Here is a 1,003-nt window from a genome sequence, read left to right as displayed (position 1 = left end):
CCGCGCGTTCACCGCGCGGCTGCCGCCCGATGCGCCGTTGCGCGCCGGGGACAGGGCACGCCTGCTGATCGACCTGTCTCGGCTGGTCTGCTTCGATGCCGCCACCCAGGCGCTGATCGCATGACCGCCATGGCGCACAACGGGCTGGACTGCGATGTGCTCATCATCGGCTCGGGCGTGGGCGGCTCGGCCGTGGCCCTGCAACTGGCGGACAGCGGTGCGAGCGTATGGGTGCTGGAGCGCGGCCCGGTGCTGCCGCGCGAGGCGCAGAACTGGGACATCGAGGCCGTCTTCGCCGAAAGACGCTACCAGACCGACGAGGTCTGGTACGCCAGCGGGCGGGCGTTTCGGCCCGGCATGTTCTATTTCGTGGGCGGGCACACCAAGTTCTACGGCACGGCCATGCTGCGCTTTCGGCAGCGCGATTTCGAGGCGGTGGAGCATGAGGAGGGCATCTCGCCCGCCTGGCCGCTGCGCTATGCCGATCTCGAACCCTGGTATGCCCTGGCCGAGCAGCTGTTCGGCGTGCGCGGCCAGGGCGGCGCCGACCCCACGGAGCCGCCGCGCAGCACGGCCTATGCCCATCCCCCGGTGCCGCACGAGCCGCTGCTTTCGCGCATCGAGCAGCGCTTGCGTGCCCAGGGCCTGCGGCCGTTTCCCATGCCCTGCGCCATCGACCTGGGACCGGGCGGACACTGCCGGCGCTGCGCCAATTGCGACGCCGTGCCCTGCATGGTGGGGGCCAAGGGCGATGCCGAAACCTGCCTGCTGCGGCCTGCGCTGGCGCACCGCAATGTGCGGCTGCATACCGGCGTGCGCGTTCAGCGCCTGCTCACCGATGCGGGCGGGCGGCGCGTCGTCGCGGCGGAGGTGGTGGACCGCGGCGTGGCGCGCCGCATCACGGCGGGGCTGTTCGTGCTCAGTGCCGGCGCCATCAACTCGGCGGCCCTGCTGCTGCGCTCGGCCAATGCGCGGCATCCGCGCGGCCTGGCCAATGGCAGCG

1 protein-coding gene is annotated in these 1,003 nt (G+C 72.2%); it reads left to right on the top strand.

Translation table 11 applies throughout. The features are described 5' to 3' along the window. Positions 1-120 precede the first annotated feature (120 nt). Positions 121-1,003: GMC family oxidoreductase N-terminal domain-containing protein (locus L995_RS26695; protein ID WP_047474357.1), on the top strand; the 883-nt coding region annotated here is incomplete at its 3' end.

This window comes from Delftia sp. ZNC0008, assembly GCF_000799035.1.
GTDB classification, from domain to species: domain Bacteria; phylum Pseudomonadota; class Gammaproteobacteria; order Burkholderiales; family Burkholderiaceae_C; genus Comamonas; species Comamonas tsuruhatensis.
Note: the sequence above shows the minus strand (reverse complement) of the source record. Positions and strands in the feature narration are given on the sequence as shown.